At 64.9% G+C, this 16,887-nt stretch carries 26 protein-coding genes; 6 read left to right on the top strand and 20 right to left on the bottom strand.

Translation table 11 applies throughout. The features are described 5' to 3' along the window. Nucleotides 1-8 precede the first annotated feature (8 nt). Nucleotides 9-872, bottom strand: coding sequence for a F0F1 ATP synthase subunit A (atpB, locus tag AC1PPL_RS16105; RefSeq protein ID WP_012655375.1), 864 nt, complete (start codon nucleotides 870-872; stop codon nucleotides 9-11). 22 nt (nucleotides 873-894) lie between these two features. Beyond that, complete coding sequence (locus AC1PPL_RS16100; RefSeq protein ID WP_123674819.1) at nucleotides 895-1,383, bottom strand: ATP synthase subunit I; 489 nt, start codon at nucleotides 1,381-1,383, stop codon at nucleotides 895-897. 239 nt (nucleotides 1,384-1,622) lie between these two features. Here AC1PPL_RS16100 and AC1PPL_RS16095 point away from each other — a divergent pair, with 239 nt between their 5' ends. Genes AC1PPL_RS16095 through lipA form a run of 3 tightly spaced genes read left to right on the top strand, consistent with a single transcriptional unit; the run spans nucleotide 1,623 to nucleotide 3,621 of the window. Beyond that, the gene (locus AC1PPL_RS16095) at nucleotides 1,623-1,919 is read left to right on the top strand and encodes a YbeD family protein (protein ID WP_012655374.1); all 297 of its coding nucleotides are present in this window, start codon (nucleotides 1,623-1,625) and stop codon (nucleotides 1,917-1,919) included. Between the two features lie 11 nt (nucleotides 1,920-1,930). Then, nucleotides 1,931-2,623, top strand: coding sequence for a lipoyl(octanoyl) transferase LipB (gene lipB, locus AC1PPL_RS16090; RefSeq protein ID WP_479973694.1), 693 nt, complete (start codon nucleotides 1,931-1,933; stop codon nucleotides 2,621-2,623). 17 nt (nucleotides 2,624-2,640) lie between these two features. Beyond that, the gene (gene lipA, locus AC1PPL_RS16085; RefSeq protein ID WP_011803762.1) at nucleotides 2,641-3,621 is read left to right on the top strand and encodes a lipoyl synthase; all 981 of its coding nucleotides are present in this window, start codon (nucleotides 2,641-2,643) and stop codon (nucleotides 3,619-3,621) included. A 71-nt stretch (nucleotides 3,622-3,692) separates the two neighbouring features. Here the strand turns inward: lipA and ptsP are convergent, their stop codons facing one another. The 5 genes from ptsP to AC1PPL_RS16060 are packed head-to-tail and all read right to left on the bottom strand — an operon-like array spanning nucleotide 3,693 to nucleotide 7,963. After that, entirely contained in the window at nucleotides 3,693-5,462 is a 1,770-nt protein-coding gene (gene ptsP, locus AC1PPL_RS16080; RefSeq protein WP_287983426.1) for a phosphoenolpyruvate--protein phosphotransferase, read from the bottom strand. Between the two features lie 18 nt (nucleotides 5,463-5,480). Further along, on the bottom strand, nucleotides 5,481-5,750 hold the full coding sequence (locus AC1PPL_RS16075; RefSeq protein WP_012655371.1) for an HPr family phosphocarrier protein: 270 nt from the start codon (nucleotides 5,748-5,750) through the stop codon (nucleotides 5,481-5,483). Further along, nucleotides 5,719-6,168, bottom strand: a complete 450-nt coding sequence (locus AC1PPL_RS16070) for a PTS sugar transporter subunit IIA (RefSeq protein ID WP_287983428.1) — start codon at nucleotides 6,166-6,168, stop codon at nucleotides 5,719-5,721. The genes AC1PPL_RS16075 and AC1PPL_RS16070 overlap by 32 nt, the downstream gene beginning before the upstream one ends. Then, a complete protein-coding gene (locus AC1PPL_RS16065; RefSeq protein ID WP_479973693.1) occupies nucleotides 6,165-7,403 on the bottom strand; it encodes an MFS transporter in 1,239 nt (412 codons plus the stop codon). Before AC1PPL_RS16065 ends, AC1PPL_RS16070 begins: the two co-directional genes overlap by 4 nt. Then, nucleotides 7,400-7,963 carry a hypothetical protein gene (locus tag AC1PPL_RS16060; RefSeq protein WP_479973692.1) on the bottom strand — a complete coding sequence of 188 codons (564 nt, stop codon included), beginning with the start codon at nucleotides 7,961-7,963 and terminating at the stop codon, nucleotides 7,400-7,402. Before AC1PPL_RS16060 ends, AC1PPL_RS16065 begins: the two co-directional genes overlap by 4 nt. Before the next feature lie 253 nt (nucleotides 7,964-8,216). Here AC1PPL_RS16060 and AC1PPL_RS16055 point away from each other — a divergent pair, with 253 nt between their 5' ends. Then, nucleotides 8,217-8,720, top strand: a complete 504-nt coding sequence (locus tag AC1PPL_RS16055) for a TlpA disulfide reductase family protein (RefSeq protein ID WP_011803756.1) — start codon at nucleotides 8,217-8,219, stop codon at nucleotides 8,718-8,720. Between the two features lie 95 nt (nucleotides 8,721-8,815). Here the strand turns inward: AC1PPL_RS16055 and AC1PPL_RS16050 are convergent, their stop codons facing one another. After that, nucleotides 8,816-9,277: a c-type cytochrome gene (locus tag AC1PPL_RS16050; RefSeq protein ID WP_011803755.1), complete on the bottom strand. Its 462-nt coding sequence runs from the start codon at nucleotides 9,275-9,277 to the stop codon at nucleotides 8,816-8,818. Nucleotides 9,278-9,457: 180 nt separating this feature from the next. Here AC1PPL_RS16050 and AC1PPL_RS16045 point away from each other — a divergent pair, with 180 nt between their 5' ends. Beyond that, nucleotides 9,458-10,126 (top strand): cytochrome b/b6 domain-containing protein, encoded by a 669-nt coding sequence (locus tag AC1PPL_RS16045; RefSeq protein ID WP_479973691.1) that lies wholly within the window; start codon nucleotides 9,458-9,460, stop codon nucleotides 10,124-10,126. A gap of 42 nt (nucleotides 10,127-10,168) precedes the next feature. Next, on the top strand, nucleotides 10,169-10,684 hold the full coding sequence (locus tag AC1PPL_RS16040; RefSeq protein ID WP_088887834.1) for a GNAT family N-acetyltransferase: 516 nt from the start codon (nucleotides 10,169-10,171) through the stop codon (nucleotides 10,682-10,684). A gap of 143 nt (nucleotides 10,685-10,827) precedes the next feature. Here the strand turns inward: AC1PPL_RS16040 and AC1PPL_RS16035 are convergent, their stop codons facing one another. The 12 genes from AC1PPL_RS16035 to rpsJ all read right to left on the bottom strand — a co-directional run bounded on the left by AC1PPL_RS16035 (nucleotide 10,828) and on the right by rpsJ (nucleotide 16,862). Continuing rightward, nucleotides 10,828-11,334 (bottom strand): peroxiredoxin, encoded by a 507-nt coding sequence (locus tag AC1PPL_RS16035; RefSeq protein ID WP_041835851.1) that lies wholly within the window; start codon nucleotides 11,332-11,334, stop codon nucleotides 10,828-10,830. A 114-nt stretch (nucleotides 11,335-11,448) separates the two neighbouring features. Then, complete coding sequence (gene rpsQ, locus AC1PPL_RS16030; protein WP_011803751.1) at nucleotides 11,449-11,718, bottom strand: 30S ribosomal protein S17; 270 nt, start codon at nucleotides 11,716-11,718, stop codon at nucleotides 11,449-11,451. Between the two features lie 9 nt (nucleotides 11,719-11,727). Continuing rightward, nucleotides 11,728-11,925: a 50S ribosomal protein L29 gene (gene rpmC, locus AC1PPL_RS16025; protein ID WP_011803750.1), complete on the bottom strand. Its 198-nt coding sequence runs from the start codon at nucleotides 11,923-11,925 to the stop codon at nucleotides 11,728-11,730. A 12-nt stretch (nucleotides 11,926-11,937) separates the two neighbouring features. Beyond that, complete coding sequence (gene rplP / locus AC1PPL_RS16020) at nucleotides 11,938-12,354, bottom strand: 50S ribosomal protein L16 (RefSeq protein ID WP_011803749.1); 417 nt, start codon at nucleotides 12,352-12,354, stop codon at nucleotides 11,938-11,940. A 2-nt stretch (nucleotides 12,355-12,356) separates the two neighbouring features. Beyond that, a complete protein-coding gene (rpsC, locus tag AC1PPL_RS16015; protein WP_012655363.1) occupies nucleotides 12,357-13,223 on the bottom strand; it encodes a 30S ribosomal protein S3 in 867 nt (288 codons plus the stop codon). Between the two features lie 16 nt (nucleotides 13,224-13,239). Beyond that, on the bottom strand, nucleotides 13,240-13,572 hold the full coding sequence (rplV, locus tag AC1PPL_RS16010) for a 50S ribosomal protein L22 (protein ID WP_011803747.1): 333 nt from the start codon (nucleotides 13,570-13,572) through the stop codon (nucleotides 13,240-13,242). Between the two features lie 9 nt (nucleotides 13,573-13,581). Continuing rightward, the gene (gene rpsS, locus AC1PPL_RS16005; RefSeq protein ID WP_011803746.1) at nucleotides 13,582-13,860 is read right to left on the bottom strand and encodes a 30S ribosomal protein S19; all 279 of its coding nucleotides are present in this window, start codon (nucleotides 13,858-13,860) and stop codon (nucleotides 13,582-13,584) included. A 10-nt stretch (nucleotides 13,861-13,870) separates the two neighbouring features. Next, entirely contained in the window at nucleotides 13,871-14,695 is an 825-nt protein-coding gene (gene rplB / locus AC1PPL_RS16000; RefSeq protein ID WP_012655362.1) for a 50S ribosomal protein L2, read from the bottom strand. A gap of 3 nt (nucleotides 14,696-14,698) precedes the next feature. Next, a complete protein-coding gene (gene rplW, locus AC1PPL_RS15995) occupies nucleotides 14,699-15,013 on the bottom strand; it encodes a 50S ribosomal protein L23 (RefSeq protein ID WP_011803744.1) in 315 nt (104 codons plus the stop codon). After that, nucleotides 15,010-15,630 carry a 50S ribosomal protein L4 gene (gene rplD / locus AC1PPL_RS15990; protein ID WP_011803743.1) on the bottom strand — a complete coding sequence of 207 codons (621 nt, stop codon included), beginning with the start codon at nucleotides 15,628-15,630 and terminating at the stop codon, nucleotides 15,010-15,012. The genes rplW and rplD overlap by 4 nt, the downstream gene beginning before the upstream one ends. Then, on the bottom strand, nucleotides 15,630-16,304 hold the full coding sequence (rplC, locus tag AC1PPL_RS15985) for a 50S ribosomal protein L3 (protein ID WP_479973690.1): 675 nt from the start codon (nucleotides 16,302-16,304) through the stop codon (nucleotides 15,630-15,632). The genes rplD and rplC overlap by 1 nt, the downstream gene beginning before the upstream one ends. A 246-nt stretch (nucleotides 16,305-16,550) precedes the next feature. Next, on the bottom strand, nucleotides 16,551-16,862 hold the full coding sequence (gene rpsJ / locus AC1PPL_RS15980) for a 30S ribosomal protein S10 (protein ID WP_003059431.1): 312 nt from the start codon (nucleotides 16,860-16,862) through the stop codon (nucleotides 16,551-16,553). Nucleotides 16,863-16,887: the final 25 nt, after the last annotated feature.

Raw genomic sequence — 16,887 nt, 5'->3', positions numbered from 1 at the left:
CGAAAGGATCAGTGAGCTTCATGCGCCTGGCCGAGATAAATCAGCGTCAGCATCATGAAAATGAAGGCCTGCAGGGTGATGATCAGGATGTGGAAGATCGCCCAGATAGAGCCCGCAATGATGTGCCCCACGGGGAGCAACACACCAGAGAGCGACATAGCCGCTGCGCCACCCATCAGGGCAATCAGCATGAACACCAACTCACCAGCGTACATGTTGCCGAACAGTCGCATGCCATGCGACACGGTCTTGGCAACGTATTCAATGATCTGCATGAGCAGATTGACCACGCCCAGGATCAGGGCGAAAACGGGGTTCTTGCTGGTACCGAAGGGCGCGGTCACCAGTTCATGCGCCCAGCCGCCCATTCCCTTGATCTTGATGCTGTACACGAAGCACAGGATCAGCACAGCGCTGGACAGACCCAAGGTGGTGGACAGGTCGGCGGTGGGCACGACGCGCAGGTAGGCATGCGAGTCACCTGTGGCGCCCTGCCAGAGCACGGGCAGCAGGTCCACCGGCAGCAGGTCCATAGCGTTCATCAGGAAAATCCAGACGAACACGGTGAGCGCCAGAGGTGCAATGAACTTACGGCTTTGCGCGTTGTGGATGTTGGCCTTGGCCTGGTTGTCCACCATCTCGACCAGCATCTCGACAGCCGCCTGGAAGCGGCCTGGCACACCGGAAGTGGCCGTGCGGGCAGCGAGCCACATGACGAACAGACCCAAAACACCCAAGATCACGCTGACGGCAACGGAATCGAGGTTGACAACCGAGAAGTCGATGATGGACTTCTGCTTGATGTTCTGGAGATGCTGCAGGTGGTGAACGATGTATTCACTTGCAGTCGGGGCGTGCGCATCTGCGGCCATCGGACAACTCTTCTCTCAAATATCAATCGGTTCGTCGGACACCAGGCCGCGCCAGCAGCGCGATCCAGTACGTTTTCATCGTTACCACCATGCCGACCAGCAACGCCAGCCAGCTGAGCCCCGGCACTACCCGGGGCGCCGCCGCCAACATGGCGACGGTCAATGCAATCTTGACCAACTCCCAACCCAGAAGCCCGACCATCGCAGCACCAGCCGTGGAGCGCCTGCGCGCCATGCCACGGGCAAACAGCGCCGCCGGCACCACGACGGACAGAGCCCCATACCCGGCGGACCATGCCACCGGCAGCCTGCCCGTCAGCCACCATGCCAGCAGGGCCACTACCGCCCCCACCGCCGCCTGGCCCCAGACAATGCGCCAGACCGACAGCGCCGGATGGCGTGACCGCCACTCCTGCGCCTCTTGTGCAGTCAGGGGCTTGAAGTCGGAATCCTCAACCTCAGATTCAGTCTCGGAGGCGATTTTTTTATCGTTGGAAGACGCCTGCGCCACAGACCAAAACTTTCACAAAGCCCTTGATTATAAGTAAAAACCCCGGCCGATCCACAATCAGTAACGGAGCGCGGGTGGATCACTGCACATAGCCGCACCATTGTGGCAACGCGCCAACGCCCATTGTGGTGCAGCGCGGCCACGGGGCCCGCCTAAAGCCACAGCGAACCGCGGGTATACCATCGCCACCCGCTTGGGGCACCCCTTCCCTTCGGCCCCTCCGGCCTTGAAAGAGCCTAATGACGACGCCCAGCCAGCCCTCTTCCGCCGATCCTCGCAAGGACTCGTTGATCGAATATCCGTCCCGCTTTCCCATCAAGGTCATGGGAGCAAACGTGAACGGGTTCGTGCATGCCGTCACCGAGGTTGCGCGCCGCTTCGACCCCGACTTCGACGCTTCCACCATCGAGTTGCGCGACAGCCGCGCGGGCAACTACCTGGGCGTGACCATCACCGTGACTGCCACCAGCCGGGAGCAGCTCGATGATCTGTACCGGGCCCTGACCTCGCACCCGATGGTCAAGGTCGTGCTCTGAACGTCCGCACCATGGAGTTGCGCATGCTGGGCCGGGTGGACTACCCGGCCACGGTGGCCGCCATGCAGCGCTTCACGGAGGAGCGCACTGACGAGACGCCCGACGAGCTGTGGATTTGTGAGCACCCCGCGGTGTACACACAGGGCCTGGCCGGCAAGAGCGACCACGTCCTCTCGCCCGGCGGCATCCCCGTCGTTGCCACCAACCGCGGCGGGCAGGTGACGCACCATGGCCCCGGCCAGGTCGTGGCCTATCCGCTCATCGATCTGCGCCGTGCGGGCTACTACGTCAAGGAATACGTGTACCGCATTGAGGAAGCCGTGATCCGCACGCTGGGCCACTACGGCGTGACGGGCCACCGCGTGGCCGGCGCGCCCGGCATCTACGTGCGCCTGGACGATCCGCGCGGCCACAGCATGCTGCCGCAGCGTCCGCAAAAACGTGCCCACGCCGACGGCCCACCCCAGCCGGACTTCACCGGCTTGGGCAAGATCGCCGCGCTGGGCATCAAGGTCGCGCGCCACTGCACCTACCACGGTGTGGCGCTGAACGTCGCCATGGACCTGGAACCCTTCTCCCGCATCAACCCTTGCGGTTACGCAGGTTTGCAAACGGTGGACCTTTCTACAATCGGCGTCCACACCACTTGGGACGATGCCGCGGCCATGCTGGGCCAACAGCTCGCACGCCGCCTCGCGCCCTGACCTCTCCCTCAGCAGCCATGAGCACTCCCGACGTCGTGCGCGAAGCGCAGTCCACCGAAGCCTACAACCCGCTGGCCAAGCAGAAGGCCGCAGCCAAGCTGTCGCGCATCCCGATCAAGGTCGAGCAGGGCGAGGTGCTCAAGAAGCCCGAGTGGATCCGCGTGAAGGCAGGCAGTCCCACCACGCGCTTTTACGAGATCAAGAACATCCTGCGCGAGCACAAGCTGCACACGGTGTGCGAGGAAGCCAGTTGCCCCAACATCGGCGAATGCTTTGGCAGGGGCACGGCCACGTTCATGATCATGGGCGACAAGTGCACGCGCCGCTGCCCGTTCTGCGACGTGGGCCACGGCCGCCCCGACCCGCTGGACAAAGACGAGCCGCTGAACCTCGCCAAGACGATTGCCGCGCTGCGCCTGAAGTACGTGGTCATCACCAGCGTGGACCGCGACGATCTGCGCGACGGCGGCTCGGGCCACTTCGTGGAGTGCATCCAGCGTACCCGCGAACTCTCGCCCAGCACGCAGATCGAGATCCTCACGCCCGACTTCCGCGGCCGCGACGACCGTGCGCTCGAAATCCTCAAGGCCGCGCCCCCGGACGTGATGAACCACAACCTGGAAACCGTGCCGCGCCTGTACAAGGAAGCGCGCCCCGGCTCCGACTACCAGTTCAGCCTCAACCTGCTCAAGAAGTTCAAGCAACTGCACCCCGGCGTGCCCACCAAGAGCGGCCTGATGGTGGGCCTGGGCGAGACGGACGAGGAGATCCTGGAAGTCATGCGCGACATGCGCGCACATGGCATCGAGATGCTGACCATCGGCCAGTACCTCGCCCCCAGCAACAGCCACCTGCCGGTGCGCCGCTACGTGCACCCCGACACCTTCAAGATGTTCGAGGAAGAAGCCTACAAGATGGGCTTCAGCCATGCCGCAGTAGGTGCCATGGTGCGCTCCAGCTACCACGCCGACCAGCAGGCGCACGCCGCTGGCGTTTGACTCGGAATACAAGTCAAATCGGCCTCCAGGCCAATACTGACAAGCGCTAGCAGCTATTATTTAAATAGCTATCAGGGCGCTTGTAACGACGCAGCCGGATCGTCCGCATCCAACAGTTGCTGCGCCCACTCGCCCAGCTTGCGCGCGTCGGCGCGCAGCACCTCCTGCTTGACGGCCAGGATCTGCGCCGGCTGCATGGAGAAGCTGCGCAGGCCCAGGCCCAGCAGCAGCCGGGTCATGGCGACATCGCCCGCCATCTCGCCGCACACGCTCACGCTCTTGCCCTGGCGCGCGCCCTCCGCGATCACGTCGGCCACCAGCCGCAGCACGGCCGGGTGCAGCGGGTCGTACAGGTGGGCCACGGCCTCGTCCGCTCGGTCGATGGCCAGCGCGTACTGGATCAGGTCGTTGGTGCCGATCGAGAGAAAGTCGAAGTAGCGCAGGAACTGGCGCACCATGAGCGCCGCAGCCGGCACCTCAATCATGGCGCCCAGCTGCACCGCACCGTAGGCAGCGCCACGTGCGTCCAGCTCGGCGCGCGCCAGGTCCACCTGGGCCAGCGTTTGCCGGATCTCGCTCACATGCGCGAGCATGGGGAACAGCAGCCGCACCGGGCCGTTTGCCGCCGCGCGCAGCACCGCGCGCAGCTGGGTTCGGAACATGGCCGGATCGGCCAGGCTCCAGCGGATGGCGCGCAGGCCCAGCGCCGGGTTGAGCGAACTGTCCTTGTACCCCTTGTCCAGCGGCTTGTCGGCGCCCACATCGACGGTGCGGATGGTCACGGGCAGGCCCTGCATGCCCTCCACCGCCTCGCGGTAGGCGCGGTACTGCTCCTCCTCGTCCGGCAGGCGGCCGCTGCGGCCCATGAACAAAAATTCACTGCGAAACAGCCCCACGCCCGCCGCGCCCGCGCGCAACGCGGCACCCGCATCACCGGGCTGCTCGATGTTGGCCAGCAGCTCAATGGCCTGCGCATCCAGCGTGACGGCCGGCGTGTGGCGCAGCCGCATGAGGCGCTCGCGCTCCAGCGTGATCTGGCGCTGGCGAAAGCCGTATTCCGCCAGGATGATCGGCGTGGGGTCGACGATGACCACGCCGGCATCGCCGTCGATGATGACCCAGTCGTCCTGTCGCACCAACTGGCTGGCGCTGCGCGCACCCACCACGGCGGGGATGTCCATGCTGCGCGCCACGATGGCCGTGTGGCTGGTCTTGCCCCCCACGTCGGTCACGAAGCCGGCGAACACGCTCTGCTTGAACTGCAGCATGTCGGCCGGCGACAAATCGTGCGCCACCAGCACCAGCGGCGCATCGGCCGCGCCGCCCAGCAGGAACTCTGCCTCCGCACCCGCCTCGGCCTGGCGACGGGGGGCGGAGGGCGGCGGCGCGACGGGGCTGGCCACGCCGCGCATGTGGCGCAGGATGCGCTCCACCACCTGCTCCAGGTCGGCCTTGCGCTCGCGCAGGTAGTCGTCCTCCATTTCGTCGAACTGGCGACTGATGATCTCCAGCTGCGTGGTCAGCGCCCACTCGGCGTTGTAGAGGCGGTCGGTGATCCAGTGCTTGACGCCGTTGACCAGCATCTCGTCCTGCAGCAGCATCAGGTGCACGTCCAGCAGCGCGGCCAGCTCGGGCGGCGCGTCGTGCGGCATGTCGGCCTGCAGGCGCTGCAGCTCCTCGGCCACCGCGTCCCGTCCGCGGCGCGCACGCAGGATCTCGGCCTCGACCTGGCCGGGCTCGATGAAGTAGTGCACCACCTCCATGCGGCTGGATACCGCGAGCACCGCCCGCCCGATGGCGATGCCGCGCGCGACAGCCAGACCGTGGATGGAGAAGGTCATGCGTGCCTCGCCTGCGGTTTATTCGCCCTCGCCGAACTTGCCATCGATGAGCGCGACAAGCGCATCCATGGCTTCCTGCTCCTGCGCGCCATCGGTCTCGATCTCGACCTCGGACCCCATGCCCGCCGCCAGCATCATCACCCCCATGATGCTCTTGGCATTGATGCGGCGCTCTCCCTTGCTCATCCAGACGTCGCAGGGAAAACTGCCCGCCATCTTGGTGAGCTTGGCGGAGGCGCGGGCATGCAGGCCCAGCTTATTGCTGATGGTGATGTTCTTCTTGATCATGAGACGGACGTCGGTTTTGATTCTGCGGCGCAGCTGCGCCCACCTGCATCACGCCCTGCGTGCCACCCACGAGGGCGCGTGCCACCAGCGCATCCAGCGGCTCGCTACGGTAGCTCACGGCGCGCAGCAGCATGGGCAGGTTCACGCCCGCCACCAGGCGGGAGTGCAGGCCGTCCACCAGCCGCTGGGCCACGTTGCAGGGCGTGGCGCCGAACAAGTCGCTCAGCACCAGCACCGAGGCCTCGCCCTGCTGCTCCATCAGCGCGCGGGCGGCCGACAGCGTGGCCTCGGGGGCCTCATGGGGCGGCACGTCCAGCGCCAGCACCTCCTGCCAGCAGTCGGGGAACACGTGCAGCGCGCATTCACGCAGCGCATGGGCCAAAGGGGCGTGGGCGATGATGAGAAGGCGCGTATTCATGGGGTGCTGCAGTGCAGTGCATTATCACCGTGCCCGCGCCGCGCCATGAACCATGCATAGGCTCCCGCCGTGCAGGCCAGGTGTAGCGCCATGGCGGCCCGGTAGGCGCGCGCCATGTCCAGCCCGGCGGCCACGAACGCGTCCACCGCCAGGCCAATACCCCATTGCACGGCAAACACCCCCGCAAAGATCACCAGGTTGTACGCCGACAGCGCGCGCCCCGCCAGCGCCTGCGGGAACGCTAATGCCACCGCGGGCTGCGACAGCGCCACACTGGTGCATGACACGCAATACAGCGCCCAGGCCGCGGCGCCCGCACGTCCGCCCGCCAACACAATGCCCGCCAGCACCAGCAGCGACAGCGGCAAACTCGCGGCCATCACCGGGTCGGCCCCGCCCACGCGGCGCAGCAACCACGGGCTGGCCATGCCCCAGGTCCAGAAGGTGAGCAGCATGCTCACATTGATCCAGAACAGCCCGGTGGCGGCCTGCAACGGCGTATAGCCGGCCACGTGCTGCATCCAGGGCGCGGCCCACAGCGTCTGCACCGCGACCATGCCGCCATAGCAGAAGAAGCCCAGCGGCGCCGTGCGCAGGAAGTACGGATGGCGCCACACCTGTGCATAGCCCGTTTCTACGCCTGCACCCGACTCTGCCGGCGCCTGCGGCCAGCGCGGCACGCCCAGCGCCAGCAGCGCCATGGCCAGCACGATGAGCGCCGCCAGCCCCCAGAACAACGGGCGCCACCCTGCCAGTGGCAGCAGCCACTGCACCGGCAGCGTGGACGCCACCATGCCCAACGAACCGGTCATCAGCATCCAGGAGTTGGCGCGCAGCTGCGCACCAGGCTCCAGCCAGCGCCGGAATCCCGTGAGCGGAGCCATCAGGCAGGCGCTGACGCCCGCGCCGCACAGCATGCGCCCCGCAAGCAGCCCCGAGAAGCCCGTGGCCCACGAGAACACCAGGCACCCCGCCACCGCCACGCCCAGAAAGCCCAGCAGCACCACGCGCGGGCCGTGACGATCCAGCCACCGGCCCAGCGGCAGTTGCGTGAGCGCGAAACCCAGGAAGTAGCCACCCGCCAGCAGCCCCAGGTCGCGCGCGTGCAACTGGAACTCGGCCTCCAGTGTGGGCGCCAGAGTGGCGGTGATCGCGCGCAGCAGCGCCGAGATGAAGTAGGTGAACGCAAAGGCCAGGAAGACGGCCACGGCCGTGCGCCGCGTGAGCACGCTCATGGCTGCAGCGCCAGGCAGGCGAAGAAGGTGTCAGCCGCCGTGGCCGTCGTGCGACGCGGCGCATAGACCGCCGCGTGGTACAGACGTGCCTGGCCGCCCTCCAGGCGCGCGAACCACACGGCATCGACGGTGACGGCCGAGCCGCCGGGCGCCTGGCCCTGCGCCTGCAGCCGCACCGACTGCGGCACAGCCAGCGCGCGCGTGGGCACGAAGGCGACGGGTGCAGCCGGCTGCGAAGCGCGCATGCCGGCCTGTACGGCCGCCTGCCAGCGCGCCAGCATCGCCCCGGCCTGCGCCGCTTCGGCCAGCGGCATGTGGGATACGGCGAAGGTGGCGCCATCGGCCTCGCAGCCGACCATGGCGAGCGGCACGGCGCCCGTGCCCAGGTCCACGGGCCGGCTCGCATATTCGGGCTTGCAGGGCAGCGTCAGCGCCAGGCCGGCGTCGGGCAAGGTGACGCTGCGCCAATTCAGCGCAGGGCTGCAGGCGGCCAGCGCCAGCATGCTGGCCGCGAAGGCCAGGGTCAGGAGACGGCGCGCGCCGGCAGGAGCAAGGGTCATGTGCCTGATTATTCCCAGCGCCGCCCTGGCTGGCTGCTGGCGGTTGCCCCTCTAGACGGCGCACGGTATGGGCCCCAGGGCTTTGCGCTGGCGCAAACCGCGCGCTCGAGGCCGGCCGTCCGGTGAACTTACCGCCTTGCAGGCAATCCCATGGTGGCGAGTGCTGGAACGCCCCGCGCGGCACAATCCCGTACCTATCGCGTCAAACACACGAACGGCCACCCGAACGGCGGCCCACACGGAGTACCTGGTTATGCAGATCAAGAAATGGCTGGCGGCGGGCGCCCTGGTGGCGGGCGCTGCCGTGGGCGCCGTGGTGGTGCTGGGCTCTGGCACGTCCCAGGCACCGCAGTCCACGTTTGTTCTGCTCGACGGTTCGCAGCAGACCACCGCCGACCTCAAGGGCAAGGTGGCGCTGGTGAACTTCTGGGCCACCAGCTGCACCACCTGCGTGGCGGAGATGCCCGAGATCGTCGCAACCTACGACAAGTACAAAGGCCAGGGCTTCGAGACGCTGGCCGTGGCCATGAGCTACGACCCGCCGAGCTACGTGGTCAACTTCACCGAGACGCGCAAGCTGCCGTTCAAGGTGGCCATCGACAACACCGGCGCCGTGGCCAAGGCCTGGGGCGACGTGAAGCTCACCCCCACCACGTACATCGTCAACAAGCGCGGAGAGATCGTGAAGAGCTACATCGGCGCACCCGATTTCGAGGAGCTGCACAAGCTCATCGAACGCCTGCTGGCCGAAGCCTGAAGCACCTTTCTTCAGAAAAAAGGCCGATTTCCTGAACGAAATCGGCCTTTCGCGCTTATGCAGCAAGCGCTAGCAGCTACTAGTTCAATAGCGCATCAACGTGCGCGGTAGGCGTCGTGGCACGCCTTGCAGGAATTGGCCGCCGGGCCGAACGCGGCCTTCAGGTTGTCTAGGCTGCCCGTCTTGGCGGCGGCGGCCAGCTTGGCGGCCTCGGCCTGGAACTTGTCGGCATGCTCCTGGAACTTGGCCTGTTCGGTCCACACGCCGGGCTTGGCCTTGGTGGGCGCGCCCTTGTCCGTGCCGGGGCCGAAGCCGGCCCACGGCAAAGCGGCCAGGGCGGCGACGGTATCGGCATTCTCTTGCGCAGCCTTCGCGTCGAACGGCACGCGGCCATTGGCCATTGCGCCGATGCGGCCGAAATGCTGTCCTATCACGAACAGCGCACCCTGGCGGTACTTGATGGCATCTTCTGGCTTGGCGAACTGGGCAGCGGCGGGCAGCGACACCAGCGTGGCGGCTGCTGCGGTGGCGGCAAGAGCGAGGGCTTTGATTGGCATGGAATGCACCTTGTCGTGGGGAAGGGAATGGCTGCGGCGACGGCTGGACGCCCTGCGCCGGCGCGCAGTATGGCGCGGCCGCGTGACGCCATGGCCGCAAGCGCCCGAAGGGCAGTCGGATATAGCCCGCCGGGGGCACGCTGGGCACAATAGCCGCGTCCTCCGCTCCCCCGCTTCGCCATGCCGCACACCGTACGCATCTGGGATTTGCCGACCCGGCTGTTCCACTGGTCGCTCGCCGTGACCACCGTCGCCCTGGTCGTCACCGCCAAGCTGGGCGGCAACGCCATGCAGTGGCATCTGCGGCTGGGCTACGTGATGCTGGCGCTGCTGGCCTTTCGCCTGGCCTGGGGCCTGGTGGGCGGACGCTGGTCGCGTTTTGCGAGCTTCCTACCCACACCCGCGCGCCTGCGCAGCCACTTCGCCAACCAGGAAGGCAAGGTGACCAGCCCCGGCCATTCGCCGCTGGGCGCACTGTCGGTCTTTGCCCTGCTGGCGGTGCTGCTGGCCCAGGTAGGCACCGGCCTGCTGAGCGACGACGAGATCGCCTTCGCCGGTCCGCTCACGCGCTTCGTTTCTGGCGAGTGGGTATCGCAGGCCACTTGGTATCACGAGGACGTGGGCCAATTCCTGCTGTTGGGGCTCGTCGCGCTGCACCTGGCGGCGATTGTTTTCTACGCCCTGGTGCGCCGTCAGGCCCTGGTGGGTGCCATGGTGCACGGCGATCGTCAACTGCCCGGGGCCACACCCGCGTCGCGCGACGATGCGCTCAGCCGCGCAGGGGCGGCCCTTGTGGCGGCTCTGAGCGCGCTGCTGGCCTGGTGGGTCGCCAGCCTGGGGGCTTTTTGAGTGCCCACAGCGGTGCGGCTACACTGGCCCCTGCCTTTTTCCATGCCGGATTCTTTCTGCACAGTGGACCATTCCCCTGACGTTACGCTGCTGAGCCCCGCCCTGCCCCACGAGATGCACGTGGTGCGCGACATCTTCCAGGAATATGCCGACACCCTGGACGTGGACCTGTCGTTCCAGAACTTTGCGCAGGAACTCGCCACCCTGCCGGGCGAATACGCGCCGCCGCGCGGCCATATCCTGTTGGCCGAAGTGGAGGGCAGCATTGCCGGGTGCTGCGCCCTGCGGCCGCTGGACACCGCTGACTACCCCAACGCCTGCGAGATGAAGCGCCTGTACGTGCGCAAGGCGTTCCGCGGCTTCGGCCTGGGGCGGCAGTTGGCCGAGGCCATGCTGGACCAGGCACGGCAGGCCGGCTATGCCTGCGTGTTGCTGGACACGCTGGACGGCATGGAATCGGCGCGTGCGCTGTATTCCGAACTGGGCTTCGAGGAAATACCGCCGTACTACCACAACCCCCTGCCGGGTTCGCACTACCTGAAAGCGGAAATTTACTAGCCTTTTAGGCCTCTAGCGCTTATGTGGAAAGCGTTGAAAGCTATCTAAACAATAGCAAAACCGCCCACATCTCGCGACGGGGCGGCGTTTCGCCTGCGGCGTGGTGCCAGCACCGGAGTCCTCCGATGCCAGCGCCAGCAGCCTCAGCCCTTGGCCTGGCCGAGCAGGGTAGCGGCGTCGCTCACCTCGAACTTGCCCGGCGCCTCGACGTTCAGGGCAACCACCTTGCCGTCCTTGACCAGCATGGAATAGCGGTTGCTGCGCAGGCCCAGGCCCTTGCCGTTCAGGTCCAGCGTCAAACCGGTGGCCTTGGCGAAGGCGGCGTCGCCGTCCGCCAGCATGCGCACCTTGCCATCGGTCTTCTGGTCGCGCGCCCAGGCGCCCATCACGAAGGCATCGTTCACCGACAGGCACCAGATCTCGTCCACGCCGGCAGCCTTCAGGGCGCCCGCCTGCTCCACATAGCCGGGAACGTGCTTGGCCGAGCAGGTGGGCGTGAAGGCGCCCGGCACCGCGAACAGCGCAATCGTCTTGCCCGCGGCGGCCTTTTGCACATCCACCGGGTTCGGGCCGAGGCTGCAGCCATTGCCCTCGACTTCCGAGTACTCCATCAGTGTGATGGCGGGCAGCGTGTCGCCGACTTGGATCATGAGAATCTCCTTGCTGGGTTGGAGGGCCCTGCCAGGATCTGCGGGCCCCAAAAAGAAAAACGACCCACATTGTGGGTCGTTTCTCGGAGGCGCGCAGACGGCGTCTGCGAAGGCTTAGAGCAGCCCGGCCTTTTGCACCAGGCGCGTGGCCACCCAGTTCTTGGTCTTGGAGAGCGGACGGCTCTCCGTGATCTCGATGGTGTCGCCCATCTTGTACTCGCCATTCTCATCATGGGCGTGGTACTTGCTCGACTTGATCATGATCTTGTCGTAGATGGGGTGCTTCACACGGCGCTCGACCAGCACGGTCACGGTCTTGGCGCGCTTGTCGCTGACCACCTTGCCAACCAAGGTGCGCTTGAGGGATTTTTTAGCTTCCGTCATGTCGGCTCCTTACTTGGCGGCTTGCTTTTCAGCAAGAATGGTCTTGGCGCGGGCGATGTCGCGGCGCGTGGCCTTCAGCGTGGCAGTGTTGCCCAGCTGTTGCGTGGCCTTTTGCATGCGCAGGCCGAAATGGGCCTTTTGCAGCGATTTGATTTCGGCTTCCAGGCCGGCCACGTCTTTTTGGCGGAGTTCAGCAGATTTCGTCATGTTGATTTCTCCTTAGGCGCCAATCTGACGGGCAACGAACGTGGTGCGCAGCGGCAGCTTGGCGGCAGCCAGGCGGAACGCTTCGCGGGCCAGTTCTTCAGGCACGCCAACGATCTCGAACACCACCTTGCCGGGCTGAATCTCAGCCACGTAGTACTCGGGGTTGCCCTTACCGTTACCCATACGCACTTCAGCGGGCTTGGTAGAGATCGGCTTGTCGGGGAACACGCGGATCCAGATACGGCCACCGCGCTTGACGTGGCGGGAGATCGCACGGCGTGCGGCCTCGATCTGGCGGGCCGTCAGACGGCCACGGTCCGTGCACTTCAGACCGAAGTCACCGAAAGCCACCGAATTGCCACGCGTGGCAACGCCGGTGTTGCGGCCTTTTTGCTCCTTACGGAACTTGCGGCGAGCAGGTTGCAGCATGTTTATTCTCCTTTACCGTCCGCCGCTGCGGCAGCGGGCGCGCTCTTGACGCGCTTAACGGAATCGCCACCAGCGCCGGCAGGCTTGTCGCTACCGTCGGCAGGGGCTGCATTGGTGCCCATCGGGCGGCGGCCGCCACGGCCAGCACCGGCGCGGTCGCCTGGGCGGCCATCGCGGCGTGGGCCACGGGGACGGCGCTCTTCTTCAGGACGCGGCGTCTCGGCGGCGGGCAGGTCGTTGCGGCCCAGCGTGTCGCCCTTGTAGACCCACACCTTCACGCCGATCACACCATAGGTGGTCTTGGCTTCGGAGGTGCCGTAGTCGATGTCGGCGCGCAGGGTGTGCAGCGGCACACGGCCTTCGCGGTACCACTCGGTACGGGCGATTTCGATGCCGTTCAGACGGCCCGAGGACATGATCTTGATGCCCTGGGCGCCCAGGCGCATCGCGTTCTGCATGGCGCGCTTCATGGCGCGGCGGAACATGATGCGCTTTTCCAGCTGCTGGGTGATCGAGTCGGCGATCAGCTTGGCATCGATTTCGGGCTTGCGCACTTCTTCGATGTTCACGGCGACAGGCACGCCCAGGCGGGTCGCGAGTTCCTTCTTCAGGTTCTCGATGTCCTCGCCCTTCTTGCCGATCACCACGCCGGGACGTGCCGAGAAGATCGTGATACGGGCGTTCTTGGCAGGACGCTCGATCAGGATGCGCGACACGGCGGCGTTCTTGAGCTTGGCCTTCAGGTACTCGCGCACCTTGATGTCTTCGGCCAGCATGCCGGCGAAGTCACGGTTGCTGGCATACCAGCGGCTGGCCCAGTTGCGGCTTACAGCAAGGCGGAAGCCGGTAGGATGGATTTTCTGTCCCATATTCTTCCTTTAGGCCTCAGTTACCCACGGTCACGTAGATGTGGCACGTGGGCTTGCTGATGCGGTTGCCGCGACCCTTGGCGCGCGCGGTGAAGCGCTTGAGCGTGGTGCCTTGCTCGACGAAGATGGTCTTGACCTTCAGGTCGTCGATGTCGGCGCCGTCGTTGTGCTCGGCGTTGGCGATGGCGGACTCCAACACCTTCTTGACGATCACGGCAGCTTTTTTCTGCGTGAAGGCCAGGATGTTCAGGGCTTGGTCCACTTTCTTGCCGCGGATCAGGTCAGCGACCAGGCGACCCTTGTCCACCGACAGACGGACGCCCCGGAGGACTGCACGTGTTTCAGACATGGTCGTTCCTTACTTCTTCTGGACTTTTTTGTCCGCGGGGTGACCCTTGAAGGTGCGCGTCAGGGCGAATTCGCCCAGCTTGTGGCCCACCATCTGGTCGGTGACATAAACCGGCACGTGCTGCTTGCCGTTGTGCACGGCAATGGTCAGACCGATGAACTCGGGCAGAACCATGGAGCGACGCGACCAGGTCTTGACTGGCTTCTTGTCCTTGGTAGCAATGGCCTTTTCGACCTTGGCGACCAGGTGATGGTCAACAAACGGACCCTTTTTGAGAGAACGAGTCATTTGCTACCCCTTACTTCTTGCGACGCGACACAATCATCACTTGTGTGCGCTTGTTGTTGCGGGTGCGGTAGCCCTTCGTCAGGTTGCCCCATGGGTCAACAGCATGACGGCCCTCGCCGGTACGGCCCTCACCACCACCGTGCGGGTGGTCGATCGGGTTCATGGCAACGCCACGCACCGTGGGACGGATACCCATCCAACGCTTCACACCGGCCTTGCCCAGTTGGCGCAGGCTGTGCTCTTCGTTGGCGACTTCGCCGATCGTGGCGCGGCACTCGATGTGGATCTTGCGCACTTCGCCGGAACGCATACGCACCTGGGCGTACACGCCTTCGCGGGCCAGCAGCGTGGCCGACGTACCAGCGGAGCGGGCGATCTGAGCACCGGCACCGGGCTTGAGCTCGATGCAGTGGATGGTCGAGCCCACGGGAATGTTGCGGATCGGCAGCGTGTTACCGACGCGGATCGGCGCCTCGGAGCCGCTGACGATCGTGGCGCCCACTTCCAGGTTGCGCGGAGCAATGATGTAGCGGCGCTCGCCGTCGGCGTAGCACACCAGGGCGATGTGGGCCGTGCGGTTCGGGTCGTACTCGATGCGCTCCACCTTGGCAGGGATGGCATCCTTGTTGCGACGGAAGTCCACCACGCGGTAGTGGTGCTTGTGGCCACCGCCCTTGTGACGGGTGGTGATGTGACCGTTGTTGTTGCGGCCGGCCTTCTGGAACTGGGGTTCCAGCAGACCTGCAAACGCTTCACCCTTGTACAGGTGGTCACGCGAGATCTTCACCGTGCCGCGCTGGCCCGGGGAAGTCGGTTTGATCTTGATAACGGCCATGGTTTACGCAGCCTCCCCGGACAGGTTCAGCTCTTGACCTTCCTTCAGCAGCACATAGGCCTTGCGCACGTTATCGCGGCGGCCCATGGTCTTGCCAAAGCGCTTGGTCTTGCCTTTGGTGTTCACCACAGAAACGCCCTTCACTTCCACCTTGAACATGAGTTCCACGGCGGCCTTGATCTCGGGCTTGGTTGCGTTCTGCAGCACCTTGAACGTCACAGCATTGGACTTCTCGGCAACCATGGTGGCCTTTTCGGACACGATGGGAGCGACCAACACTTGCATCAGACGACCTTCGTCAAACTTGAGCGTGCTCATGCGAACATCTCCTTGAGTTTGTCGATCGCGCCCTTGGTGACGAGCACTTTCTTGTAGTGCACCAGCGACACGGGATCTGCATAACGCGGCTCGGTCACGAACACGTTCTTCAGATTGCGGGATGCCAGGTACAGGTTTTCGTCCACTTCATCGGCGATCACCATCACCGATTGCAGGTTCATGGCCTTGAACTTGTCGGCCAGGACCTTGGTCTTGGGCGTATCAAGCTTCAAGGAGTCCACCACAGCCAGGCGGCCTTCACGGGCCAGCTGCGACAGGATGGAAGCCATGCCAGCGCGGTACATCTTCTTGTTGATCTTCTGCGAGAAGTTTTCTTCAGGCAGGTTCGGGAAGATGCGACCGCCCCCACGCCACAGAGGCGAGGAGGTCATACCGGCACGTGCATTGCCAGTACCCTTTTGCTTGAAAGGCTTCTTGGTCGAGTGCTTGACCTGCTCGCGGTCCTTCTGGGCGCGCGTGCCTTGACGGGCGTTAGCCTGGTAAGCGACGACGATCTGATGGATCAGGTCTTCGTTGTACTGACGGTCGAACACGGTCTCGGGCACGTCCACCTTGGACGCTGCCTGGCCCTGTTCATTCAGGAGTTCGAGCTGCATTAGTTCGCTCCTTTGGAAGCTTGCGCCTTGACAGCCGGACGCACCGTGATGAACCCACCCTTGGAGCCCGGAACAGCGCCCTTGATCAAGAGCAGTTGGCGTGCTTCGTCGATGCGAACCACGTCGAGGTTTTGCGTCGTGACGGTGACATCACCGAGGTGACCCGTCATCTTCTTGCCAGGGAACACACGGCCCGGATCCTGCGCCATACCGATGGAGCCAGGAACGTTGTGCGAACGGCTGTTACCGTGCGAGGCGCGCTGCGAACCGAAGTTGTGGCGCTTGATCGTGCCGGCGAAGCCCTTACCGATCGAGGTGCCCTGCACGTCGACCTTCTGGCCCACGGCGAACACATCAGCCACGGGCACAGCAGCGCCAGCGGCGTACTTGCCTGCGACTTCGGGGGTCACGCGGAATTCACGGATGATTTCACCGGCTTCGACACCCGCCTTGGCGAGGTGGCCAGCTTCAGGCTTGGTCACGCGAGATGCCTTGCGCGAACCGAACGTGACCTGCAGGGACACGTAGCCATCGTTCTCTTGGGTTTTCACCTGGGTCACGCGGTTGTTGGACACATCCACCACCGTGACGGGCACTGCGTCCCCGTCATCGGTGAACAGACGCATCATGCCCACCTTGCGGCCCAGCAACCCGAGGGAGTTGCTCAGACTCATTGGTTGTTCTCCAAAACTTCCGCCGCCCCGACTTCAATTGGCCAGAACGTTTGCACGACGGGCGCTGGCCTCGACGGCTTGCACCTATGTGCGCGAAAGAAGGTTGATAAAACTCCGCATCACGCATCCAAAATTGGACGCAAAAACGCGAAGCTGCAAAGTATAACGCGGACTGCTTTTACAAGCAAGTCCGCGTTGGGGGTGCCCGGTCCTCAGCGAGGACCGGGACGAAGCAACAGGAAGGGATTACTGGAGCTTGATTTCGACGTCCACGCCAGCCGGCAAGTCCAGCTTCATCAAGGCGTCCACCGTCTTGTCCGTGGGATCGACGATGTCCATCAGGCGCTGGTGCGTGCGGATTTCGAACTGGTCGCGGCTGGTCTTGTTGACGTGCGGCGAACGCAGGATGTCGAAGCGCTTCATGCGCGTCGGCAGGGGCACGGGGCCCTTGACGATGGCGCCGGTACGCTTGGCGGTGTCAACGATCTCGGCTGCAGACTGATCGATCAGCTTGTAGTCGAATGCCTTCAGGCGGATGCGGATCTTTTGCTTGGACATTGTGTATTCCTTCAGTGCTTTGCTG

This window comes from Diaphorobacter sp. B2A2W2 (genome assembly GCF_056730635.1).
This window is presented reverse-complemented; position numbering and strand designations above follow the sequence as displayed.

Bases quoted from the DNA above. Each gene is read 5' to 3' on its own strand.
- rpsJ (WP_003059431.1), bottom strand. From the start codon at position 16,862: ATGTCCAAGCAAAAGATCCGCATCCGCCTGAAGGCATTCGACTACAAG.
- rpsC (WP_012655363.1), bottom strand. From the start codon at position 13,223: ATGGGACAGAAAATCCATCCTACCGGCTTCCGCCTTGCTGTAAGCCGC.
- AC1PPL_RS16065 (WP_479973693.1), bottom strand. From the start codon at position 7,403: ATGAGCGTGCTCACGCGGCGCACGGCCGTGGCCGTCTTCCTGGCCTTT.
- AC1PPL_RS16035 (WP_041835851.1), bottom strand. From the start codon at position 11,334: ATGATCCAAGTCGGCGACACGCTGCCCGCCATCACACTGATGGAGTAC.
- rplD (WP_011803743.1), bottom strand. From the start codon at position 15,630: ATGCAGCTCGAACTCCTGAATGAACAGGGCCAGGCAGCGTCCAAGGTG.
- rpsQ (WP_011803751.1), bottom strand. From the start codon at position 11,718: ATGACGGAAGCTAAAAAATCCCTCAAGCGCACCTTGGTTGGCAAGGTG.
- rplC (WP_479973690.1), bottom strand. From the start codon at position 16,304: ATGAGTCTGAGCAACTCCCTCGGGTTGCTGGGCCGCAAGGTGGGCATG.
- atpB (WP_012655375.1), bottom strand. From the start codon at position 872: ATGGCCGCAGATGCGCACGCCCCGACTGCAAGTGAATACATCGTTCAC.
- rpmC (WP_011803750.1), bottom strand. From the start codon at position 11,925: ATGACGAAATCTGCTGAACTCCGCCAAAAAGACGTGGCCGGCCTGGAA.
- AC1PPL_RS16060 (WP_479973692.1), bottom strand. From the start codon at position 7,963: ATGACCCTTGCTCCTGCCGGCGCGCGCCGTCTCCTGACCCTGGCCTTC.
- AC1PPL_RS16050 (WP_011803755.1), bottom strand. From the start codon at position 9,277: ATGCCAATCAAAGCCCTCGCTCTTGCCGCCACCGCAGCAGCCGCCACG.
- AC1PPL_RS16095 (WP_012655374.1), top strand. From the start codon at position 1,623: ATGACGACGCCCAGCCAGCCCTCTTCCGCCGATCCTCGCAAGGACTCG.
- lipA (WP_011803762.1), top strand. From the start codon at position 2,641: ATGAGCACTCCCGACGTCGTGCGCGAAGCGCAGTCCACCGAAGCCTAC.
- rplB (WP_012655362.1), bottom strand. From the start codon at position 14,695: ATGGCCGTTATCAAGATCAAACCGACTTCCCCGGGCCAGCGCGGCACG.
- rplW (WP_011803744.1), bottom strand. From the start codon at position 15,013: ATGAGCACGCTCAAGTTTGACGAAGGTCGTCTGATGCAAGTGTTGGTC.
- AC1PPL_RS16045 (WP_479973691.1), top strand. From the start codon at position 9,458: ATGCCGCACACCGTACGCATCTGGGATTTGCCGACCCGGCTGTTCCAC.
- rplP (WP_011803749.1), bottom strand. From the start codon at position 12,354: ATGCTGCAACCTGCTCGCCGCAAGTTCCGTAAGGAGCAAAAAGGCCGC.
- rplV (WP_011803747.1), bottom strand. From the start codon at position 13,572: ATGTCTGAAACACGTGCAGTCCTCCGGGGCGTCCGTCTGTCGGTGGAC.
- rpsS (WP_011803746.1), bottom strand. From the start codon at position 13,860: ATGACTCGTTCTCTCAAAAAGGGTCCGTTTGTTGACCATCACCTGGTC.
- AC1PPL_RS16075 (WP_012655371.1), bottom strand. From the start codon at position 5,750: ATGATCAAGAAGAACATCACCATCAGCAATAAGCTGGGCCTGCATGCC.
- ptsP (WP_287983426.1), bottom strand. From the start codon at position 5,462: ATGACCTTCTCCATCCACGGTCTGGCTGTCGCGCGCGGCATCGCCATC.
- lipB (WP_479973694.1), top strand. From the start codon at position 1,931: ATGGAGTTGCGCATGCTGGGCCGGGTGGACTACCCGGCCACGGTGGCC.
- AC1PPL_RS16040 (WP_088887834.1), top strand. From the start codon at position 10,169: ATGCCGGATTCTTTCTGCACAGTGGACCATTCCCCTGACGTTACGCTG.
- AC1PPL_RS16070 (WP_287983428.1), bottom strand. From the start codon at position 6,168: ATGAATACGCGCCTTCTCATCATCGCCCACGCCCCTTTGGCCCATGCG.
- AC1PPL_RS16055 (WP_011803756.1), top strand. From the start codon at position 8,217: ATGCAGATCAAGAAATGGCTGGCGGCGGGCGCCCTGGTGGCGGGCGCT.